Source organism: Acinetobacter sp. ANC_7634 (assembly GCF_056779875.1).
Map to the genome: position 1 here is coordinate 242,445 of NZ_JBWYIT010000002.1, position 7,910 is coordinate 250,354.

Genomic DNA, 7,910 nt, shown 5'->3' on the forward strand with positions numbered 1-7,910 from the left:
ATTTATGCATAATACCAAGATAGAAAATTTTCAAACATTTTGCGGTTAATTAGACTTAGATGTTGGTATACATGGAATGATAAAAAAATCAAAAAAAATGGTGTGGTTAAGCGTCGCTATCTTCGCTTTTTTATTATTTGTTTTTTTACAAGTTCCAGCATCGTGGCTCATTGCTAAATTTTATAAAAATAATCAAATTTTAAAAAATGTCAGTGGCAATATCTGGCAAGGTCAAGCAGATTGGCAAAAAGGAAATCTTGCAGGTTCTGTCATCTGGCAAACACGTCCTCTCGATCTGATTTTATTAAGAGCTGGTGCCAACTTAGAAATACATAGTGGTCAGACGCAACTCAACGGTGTGGTGGGTTATGGGCTTGGAAAAAAAATAATTATCAAAAATATGAATGGAAATATTGCCCCTGAAACACTCAAAACATTTGTGGATTGGCAATGGCCTCAGAATAGTATTCAGTTGAAGGATGTAGCATTTCAATTCAAACAAAACGATGGTTTTGCAAAAACCGCCGGAGAGATGCAATGGGGTGGTGGTACGCTAACTTATACCTTTGCCCAGAAACAAGAACGAATGAATATGCCATCTTTAAAAGGGCAATTTTCAGACGAAGCTGGAAAACTGCTCATTGATGTACAAGATCAGCGCGGGCAAAAAATGGCCAACCTTAGTTTAGATCCTGCATTAATGTTGGATGCACAGGTGACCCAAAGATTATTAATGAATGTGCCTTCATATGATGGTAAAGCTGGTTTGGATACCTTTGTTGTCAGTACGAGACAGCCACTGCTGAGTGGAGGCTTCTAATGAAGGGATTCCAAGATAAGTTTTCACAAATTTCATTTAAAGATTTAGATCGAATTGCTCCGCTTACTTTATTTATTCTGATTTTAATCTTAATGTGGAAGCTCGCTTCATTATTTTGGTTGGTGGTTGCACCACCGCAAGTCATGCAAGTTGAGCGAGTCGCATTAGGTTCGCAGCAACCTCCTGTTCCGAATATATCGAGTTTCTCTTTGTTTCAAGAAACAGGTGCGCAAGTGAGTGGTGCTGATGCTAATTTAGCGCTTACGTTGCAAGGGGTTGTGGTTTCGACGCCAAGTAGTCAATCTTCAGCCGTGATTAAAGTGCGAGAGGTTGCTGATCGTTATACCATTGGACAAACTTTGGAAGGAAGTTCTTATCAGCTTTCAGAAGTATATTGGGATCATGTGGTATTGAAACAGCCGAGTGGTGCGACGACTGAGTTGAGATTTACTGGAATAGAGAATCTTAATCAGCCACTGATACCTGATGCACAGCAAAATTCTGCTAACGTAACACCGAATTCTGGTCAAACGACCACTCAAAATGCCATTGGTCAGGCAATCAATCAAATTCAAGAAAATCGTGAACAATACTTAAGTAATATGGGTGTCAACACTGACAGTGGTCAAGGTTATGAAGTCACGGATCGAACGCCTGCATTTTTGAGAAGCAAACTGGGATTAAGACCTGGTGATCGCGTTTTATCCTTGAATGGGCAGTCAGTCGGTCAAGGACAAAGCGATGCACAACTGCTAGAACAGGCTAAACGAGAAGGTAAAGTTCGCATTGAAGTAAAACGAGGTGATCAAGTGATGACCTTCCAACAAGAATTTTAAAATGTGTAAATTTGCATAAAGTATTAGGAAATATAACAAGTTATGGATTTTTTAAATCGAAATCGGTCACTTTGGGCGATGGTCGCAGTAGCACCAGTATTGGCTGTCGCAAGTACCGCTGCGCAAGCGCAAACTTGGAAAATTAACCTGCGTGATGCAGATTTAACTGCATTTATTAATGAAGTGGCAGATATCACGGGAAAAAACTTCGCAGTTGATCCGCGGGTTCGGGGTAATGTGACGGTCATTTCAAATAAGGCTTTAAACAAAGCTGAAGTCTATGATTTGTTCTTGGGTGTGTTAAACGTTAATGGCGTTGTTGCTGTACCTGCGGGTAACACTATCCGCTTAGTCCCTGACAATAATGTAAAAAATTCAGGTGTGCCTTTTGATGCCTCTCGGAACGCACGAGGTGATCAAGTGGTCACTCGTGTCATTTGGCTGGAAAATACTAACCCCAATGATCTAATACCCGCGTTAAGACCACTCATGCCGCAATTTGCGCATTTGGCGGCGGTACAAGGTACAAATGCGCTTATAGTCTCAGATCGTGCGAATAATATTGCACAGCTTGAAACGATTATTCGTAATTTAGATGGAACGGGACAAAACGATATTGAGGCTATTAGCTTGCAGTCTAGCCAAGCTGAAGAGCTGATAGTTTTGTTGGATTCAATGTCTTCTACGGGGGGTGCCAAAGACATTTCAGGTTCTCGAGTACGTATTGTCGCAGATGCACGTACTAATAGGATTTTGATCAAGGGTGATCCAAGTACTCGTAAACGCATTCGTCAAATGATCGAAATGCTTGATGTGCCTTCAGCTGATCGCTTAGGCGGTCTAAAAGTATTTAAGCTTAAGTATGCAAGCGCAAAAAATTTGGCTGAAATTTTACAAGGTTTAGTATCTGGTCAGGCGGTGAATAGTACCAGTAATTCAAATAGTTCAAGCTCTAATTCAAGTGCTAGTAACTCATTAATTAATAATACCTCGAGTAATACGTCTTCAAATGGGAGTGTGAATACCCCAGCGATTAATTTGAATAGTGGTTCAAATCAAAATCAACAAGATATTACAAGTTTTAATAGTAATGGCGTGAGTATTATTGCTGATGGTGCACAAAATGCATTAGTGGTAAAAGCAGATCCTCAACTCATGCGTGAAATTGAATCTGCTATTCATCAACTTGACGTGCGTCGTCAACAAATTCTCATTGAGGCTGCTATTGTTGAAGTTGAAGGAAATGACGTAGATCAATTGGGTGTTCAGTGGGCACTAGGTGACATCAGTAGCGGTATTGGTGTAATCAATTTTGATAAAGCGGGTGTAGGGCTGAGTCAATTGGCTTCTGGATTCCTTGGTAATGTAGCTACGGGTGCTGGTTTGATTGGAGCTGGTGCTTCATTGGCCTTAGGTGAATATAAAGAAGGTGCGAATGGATCGCGTAAACTGTATGGCGCACTGATTCAGGCATTAAAGACCAATACTAAGTCGAACTTATTGTCTACACCATCGATTGTCACCATGGATAACGAGGAAGCTTATATCGTTGTGGGTGAGAATGTCCCATTCCAGACAGGATCTGTGACAACAACAGGTGGAACAGCAAACCCTTATACTTCAATTGAGCGTAAAGATGTTGGTGTTACATTAAAGGTCATTCCGCAAATTGGTGAAGGTGGAACAGTTCGACTTGCTGTAGAGCAAGAAGTATCCTCAGTGAAGCCAGATAGTGGTGAGGCGAAAGACTTGGTGACCACTAAGCGTGCCATAAAAACCTCGATTTTGGCTGAAAATGGTCAAACAATTGTACTGGGTGGTCTGATTTCAGATGATACTAAGTTAACGCGTCAAGGCGTCCCAGGTTTAAGCTCGATTCCTGGTTTGGGTAGACTGTTTAGAGCAGATGCAAAGAATAATGTGAAACGAAACCTACTCGTTTTTATTCATCCAACAATCGTAGGAGATACGGCTGATATTCGTAGATTGTCACAGCAACGCTATGACCGTTTATACAGTTTGCAGTTAGCGCTAGATGGTGATGGAACATTCAAGAAGCTACCGGATAATGTTGATGATATCTTCCAACAGCGGTTGCCTGTATCAAGTACTCCTCAACCCGTTAAGCCTATCGTAGTGCCATCAACGCCTCAAGCAGTAGAGCCACAGGTACAGCGTTATACTGCTCCGACAGCACAGTCTAAGCCAGTAGGGCGTGTGATTGAACGTCCAAATGTCATCGTGACTCAGGATCCTGTGGTGAAATCAACGCGAGTGCTGCCAAAGCCTGTGATTTACAATCAAGTTGCCACAACAAATACAAACAATGCCCAAGTCGTGGTGGAAACCCCTGTCGCGATTGAGCCAAAACACGATGTGCAAAGAACACAAAATACGGTCACAACCACGACATTGAGACCATCTCGATAACATGCGTTCAATGTGAATCTCGAAAACAGCCATGTTAAAATGTCAAAACTTGAATAATGGATCGAAACTATGACTTGGAAATTACAAACAATTACTGGCGAATTTGCGGGTAAAGAAGTTGATATCGATCGAGACATGTTGGTGGGTCGTCATCAAGATGCAGATATTTTGATTCAGTCTGCAGATGTATCACGTCGTCATGCTGCTTTGTTTCTAAAAGAGCAGGTGCTCACTGTTCAAGACTTAGGTTCGTCAAATGGCACGTTTATTAACGATACAAAAGTTGCTGAAGGCGAAACTATTGTTAAAGATGGCGATATTCTGCAATTTGCTAGCCATAAATTTTCAGTTTTAGCACCTGCGCAATCTGCACAAACATTACAAGATGTTCAGCAGCCTAGCGAAGCAATCGCAACAGCTGAAATTTCTTCAAAGGTTGCAGTAGAGAAGACAGCAGCAGCTGAAATGCTTGAGCAGGGTATGCCTGATCTGAAAGAGCGAGATAGCTCAGTTCAGCTTACTCGAGATGGTATGCCTCAAAATTTAGGAGTTCCTAAACCAGCCCCAATTCCTGAAGGAGTTGATGTTAATACAACTGTCAATAAGCATGAAGCGTGTGAGGTAAATATTCCTGCAGCTTGTACGGAAAAAGAGTTGGAAACTCAAAAAAATGCCAATATTGGCTTAATGGCATTATTGGTGTTAGTGATTGTGGCACTAGTTGCCTGGTTTATTTTCAACTAAGTTGCATGTGATTTTTTAAGGCATGCTTTCGCATGCCTTTTTTGTTAGGTTTAAAATAATGAATATTGCGAATTTGGAACAGCGTGACTTAATTCTTTTTGATCTGGATGGAACCTTGGTTGATTCGGCATTTGATCTATATCGTGCCATGAATATGAGTTTGAATGTATTAGAACTGCCTTTGGTCACAGAAACTCAAGTTCGAAATTGGATTGGTAAAGGGACTTCATTGTTCTGTCAGAGTGTTTTAATGCATCTGACTGGGCGTGTAGAGCCTTCTGAGCATCAGCAATTATTAGATACTTTTTTAGAAATTTATAATGCCGAACCGTGCGTGGATACGCGTCCATTTCACGGCATTATCGAATTTTTAGAGTGGGGTCGAGCTCATCAAAAAAAAATGGTGTGTGTCACGAATAAGCCGGAATTACCCGCTAGAAAAATATTGGCTGAATTAAAGATGGATCACTATTTTGTGGATACGGTGGGTGGAGATCGTTTTGAGGCGAGAAAACCAGATCCTAAACCTTTGTTGCATTGTGTTGAGGCCTTTGGAACTGATGTGGCAAATACCTTGATGATTGGTGACTCATCGAATGATGTAGAGGCAGCGCGCCGTGCGGGTATTGATTGTATTGTCGTAAGCTATGGTTATAATCATGGCGAAGATATTCAGCTATGTAAGCCGCAACAAGTAGTTGATGATTTAACTGTGTTGATTTCTAAGTAAGTTGTAATAAATAAAGAAGGGTAGAGGAATGAATAGTTTTAATGTTTTTCGATGGCGTCTCTCAGCGCAGACTTTATAGAACATTCAATATGCATCGAAAACTACAGAGAATTCCTCATGACAACATCAACTCAATTTCAACAGCTTCAATCGCAAGGTTTTAACCTAATTCCAGTTTATCGCCAACGCTTAGCTGATACTGACACTCCATTGTCAGTATTTGCACGTTTAAAACAACATCAACAAGCCTATTTATTTGAGTCTGTAGAAGGTGGTGAAAACTGGGCGCGTTACTCGATTATTGGTCTGGGCGAGTCAACGGTATTCTCTTGCAATGAAGGACAGTTAACAATTCAGAAAGCTGATGGCCAAGTCAAATCGTTTGAGTGTCAAGATCCTTTCCAGTATATCCGTGACTTTCAATCGCAGTTCAAAGTGCCATCAAAAGCAGAACTCCCAGATTTGCCCAACTTTACAGGGGGCTTGGTGGGCTATTTGGGTTATGACGCGGTACGCTATATTGAACCGCGCTTAAATAACGTTCCTGATGCTGATCCTGTTGGATTGCCAGATTTATGGCTCATGTTGTCTAAAACAGTTGTAGTTTTTGATAATTTAAAAGACACGCTATTTATTATCGTACATGCGGATACACAGGATGCGGATGCTTTTGATAAAGCACAAAGCCAGCTGGATGAAATTGAATCATTACTTGCCACACCGGTGAGCTTGCAGGCAAAGCCTCACACGGCCCCTCATTTTGAATCATTAACAGGTAAAGAAAAATTCTTAGAATCGATTGAAACTGTTAAAGAGTATATTCGTGCGGGTGATGTGATGCAGGTGGTTCCTGGTCATCGCATGGTATCGGACTTTGATGGTGATCCTTTACAAGTATATCGTGCATTACGTCATCTTAATCCTTCACCATATCTGTTTTTAGTACAAGGAAGGACGCTTAGTGATGAAAAGCCATTTTATATTGTGGGCTCATCACCTGAAATTTTATCGCGTTTAGAAAATGGAGTGGCGACTGTGCGCCCATTAGCGGGCACACGACCACGAGGTAAAACCAAAGAAGAAGATTTAGCGCTGGAAAAAGATTTACTTTCCGATGAGAAAGAAATCGCAGAGCACTTAATGTTGATTGATTTGGGTCGCAATGATATTGGGCGTGTATCAAAAATTGGTAAAGTGCAAGTCACTGATCAAATGGTGATCGAACGTTATTCACATGTCATGCATATTGTTTCTAATGTGCAAGGGGAAGTTGCGGAAGGCGTAGATGCTTTGGATGTTTTTAAAGCAACATTCCCTGCAGGAACACTTTCTGGAGCACCAAAAATTCGTGCTATGGAAATTATTGACGAAGTTGAGCCAGTAAAACGTGGAATTTTTGGCGGTGCTGTTGGTTATTTAGGCTGGCATGGTGAAATGGACATGTCTATCGCAATTAGAACCTGTGTTATTCGCGAAAATAAGGTTTATGTACAGGCTGGTGCGGGTCTTGTTGCAGACTCAAATCCTGATTCTGAGTGGAATGAAACCCAAATAAAAGCTCGCGCAGTGATCAAAGCGGTTGAATTATCATCAAACGGATTGATTTTGTGAGTTTTTAGGGTTTTTTTTGAAAAAAACACTTGCACGGATTTCAAGTTTTGCTAAACTGCACACCGTTCCGATACGAAACGTACGAAACACTAAGAAACGCCGGCATAGCTCAGTTGGTAGAGCAACTGACTTGTAATCAGTAGGTCCACAGTTCGAATCCGTGTGCCGGCACCATCTTAGAGAGTTTAAGTAGTCGAGTAAAGAACAACACTGAAGTAAGTGTAAATGGTGAGATTCCCGAGCGGTCAAAGGGAGCAGACTGTAACTCTGCCGCGTAAGCTTCGAAGGTTCGAATCCTTCTCTCACCACCAATTTTAAAACTTCGATCTAGTGTCTTACCAATATGCGGGAGTAGCTCAGTTGGTAGAGCGGCAGCCTTCCAAGCTGCATGTCGCGAGTTCGACCCTCGTCTCCCGCTCCATCGAAGTATTAAATGCTCTTATAGCTCAGTGGTAGAGCACTCCCTTGGTAAGGGAGAGGTCTCGAGTTCAAATCTCGATAAGAGCTCCAGATATACAGTTTAGTAGAAATTTCTACAAAGTTTTAAAGAAAGCAGGCTTATTAGTCTGCTTTTCAAGTATTTAAAGTGTCATTTTTTTGGCGACAGGTCGATACTGAACAATCTTAGAATTGTGTTCGACGTAAACGAGGAAGATCTCATGGCTAAGGCTAAGTTTGAACGTAATAAGCCACACGTTAACGTGGGCACAATCGGTCACGTTGACCATGGTAAAACAAC

Annotated in this window: 6 protein-coding genes, 4 tRNA genes and 1 pseudogene; all 11 read left to right on the forward strand. The window is 41.4% G+C overall.

The genetic code is table 11. The features are described 5' to 3' along the window. The first annotated feature begins 76 nt into the window (after window positions 1–76). Window positions 77–820 (forward strand): type II secretion system protein N, encoded by a 744-nt coding sequence (gspN, locus tag AC1M9A_RS04985; RefSeq protein ID WP_092766456.1) that lies wholly within the window; start codon window positions 77–79, stop codon window positions 818–820. Beyond that, window positions 820–1,656 carry a type II secretion system protein N gene (locus AC1M9A_RS04990; protein ID WP_481595780.1) on the forward strand — a complete coding sequence of 279 codons (837 nt, stop codon included), beginning with the start codon at window positions 820–822 and terminating at the stop codon, window positions 1,654–1,656. The genes gspN and AC1M9A_RS04990 overlap by 1 nt, the downstream gene beginning before the upstream one ends. Window positions 1,657–1,698: 42 nt before the next feature. After that, a complete protein-coding gene (gspD, locus tag AC1M9A_RS04995; RefSeq protein WP_481609765.1) occupies window positions 1,699–4,086 on the forward strand; it encodes a type II secretion system secretin GspD in 2,388 nt (795 codons plus the stop codon). A 69-nt stretch (window positions 4,087–4,155) separates the two neighbouring features. Next, window positions 4,156–4,830, forward strand: a complete 675-nt coding sequence (locus AC1M9A_RS05000; RefSeq protein ID WP_481609766.1) for an FHA domain-containing protein — start codon at window positions 4,156–4,158, stop codon at window positions 4,828–4,830. A gap of 58 nt (window positions 4,831–4,888) precedes the next feature. Further along, window positions 4,889–5,560, forward strand: coding sequence for a phosphoglycolate phosphatase (locus AC1M9A_RS05005; protein WP_481609767.1), 672 nt, complete (start codon window positions 4,889–4,891; stop codon window positions 5,558–5,560). Between the two features lie 117 nt (window positions 5,561–5,677). After that, on the forward strand, window positions 5,678–7,171 hold the full coding sequence (trpE, locus tag AC1M9A_RS05010; protein WP_481609768.1) for an anthranilate synthase component I: 1,494 nt from the start codon (window positions 5,678–5,680) through the stop codon (window positions 7,169–7,171). 98 nt (window positions 7,172–7,269) lie between these two features. Then, window positions 7,270–7,345 (forward strand) — tRNA-Thr (locus AC1M9A_RS05015). Window positions 7,346–7,398: 53 nt separating this feature from the next. Further along, window positions 7,399–7,482, forward strand: a tRNA-Tyr gene (locus AC1M9A_RS05020). A gap of 34 nt (window positions 7,483–7,516) precedes the next feature. Then, window positions 7,517–7,592: transfer RNA gene (locus tag AC1M9A_RS05025), tRNA-Gly, on the forward strand. A gap of 14 nt (window positions 7,593–7,606) precedes the next feature. Next, window positions 7,607–7,681: transfer RNA gene (locus AC1M9A_RS05030), tRNA-Thr, on the forward strand. 149 nt (window positions 7,682–7,830) lie between these two features. Continuing rightward, window positions 7,831–7,910: pseudogene (locus AC1M9A_RS05035) on the forward strand (hypothetical protein); the annotation flags it as partial.

What these genes read in the sequence shown, in the direction of transcription:
- gspN (WP_092766456.1), top strand. Translation starts at nt 77, where the DNA reads ATGATAAAAAAATCAAAAAAAATGGTGTGGTTAAGCGTCGCTATCTTC.
- AC1M9A_RS04990 (WP_481595780.1), top strand. Translation starts at nt 820, where the DNA reads ATGAAGGGATTCCAAGATAAGTTTTCACAAATTTCATTTAAAGATTTA.
- gspD (WP_481609765.1), top strand. Translation starts at nt 1,699, where the DNA reads ATGGATTTTTTAAATCGAAATCGGTCACTTTGGGCGATGGTCGCAGTA.
- AC1M9A_RS05000 (WP_481609766.1), top strand. Translation starts at nt 4,156, where the DNA reads ATGACTTGGAAATTACAAACAATTACTGGCGAATTTGCGGGTAAAGAA.
- AC1M9A_RS05005 (WP_481609767.1), top strand. Translation starts at nt 4,889, where the DNA reads ATGAATATTGCGAATTTGGAACAGCGTGACTTAATTCTTTTTGATCTG.
- trpE (WP_481609768.1), top strand. Translation starts at nt 5,678, where the DNA reads ATGACAACATCAACTCAATTTCAACAGCTTCAATCGCAAGGTTTTAAC.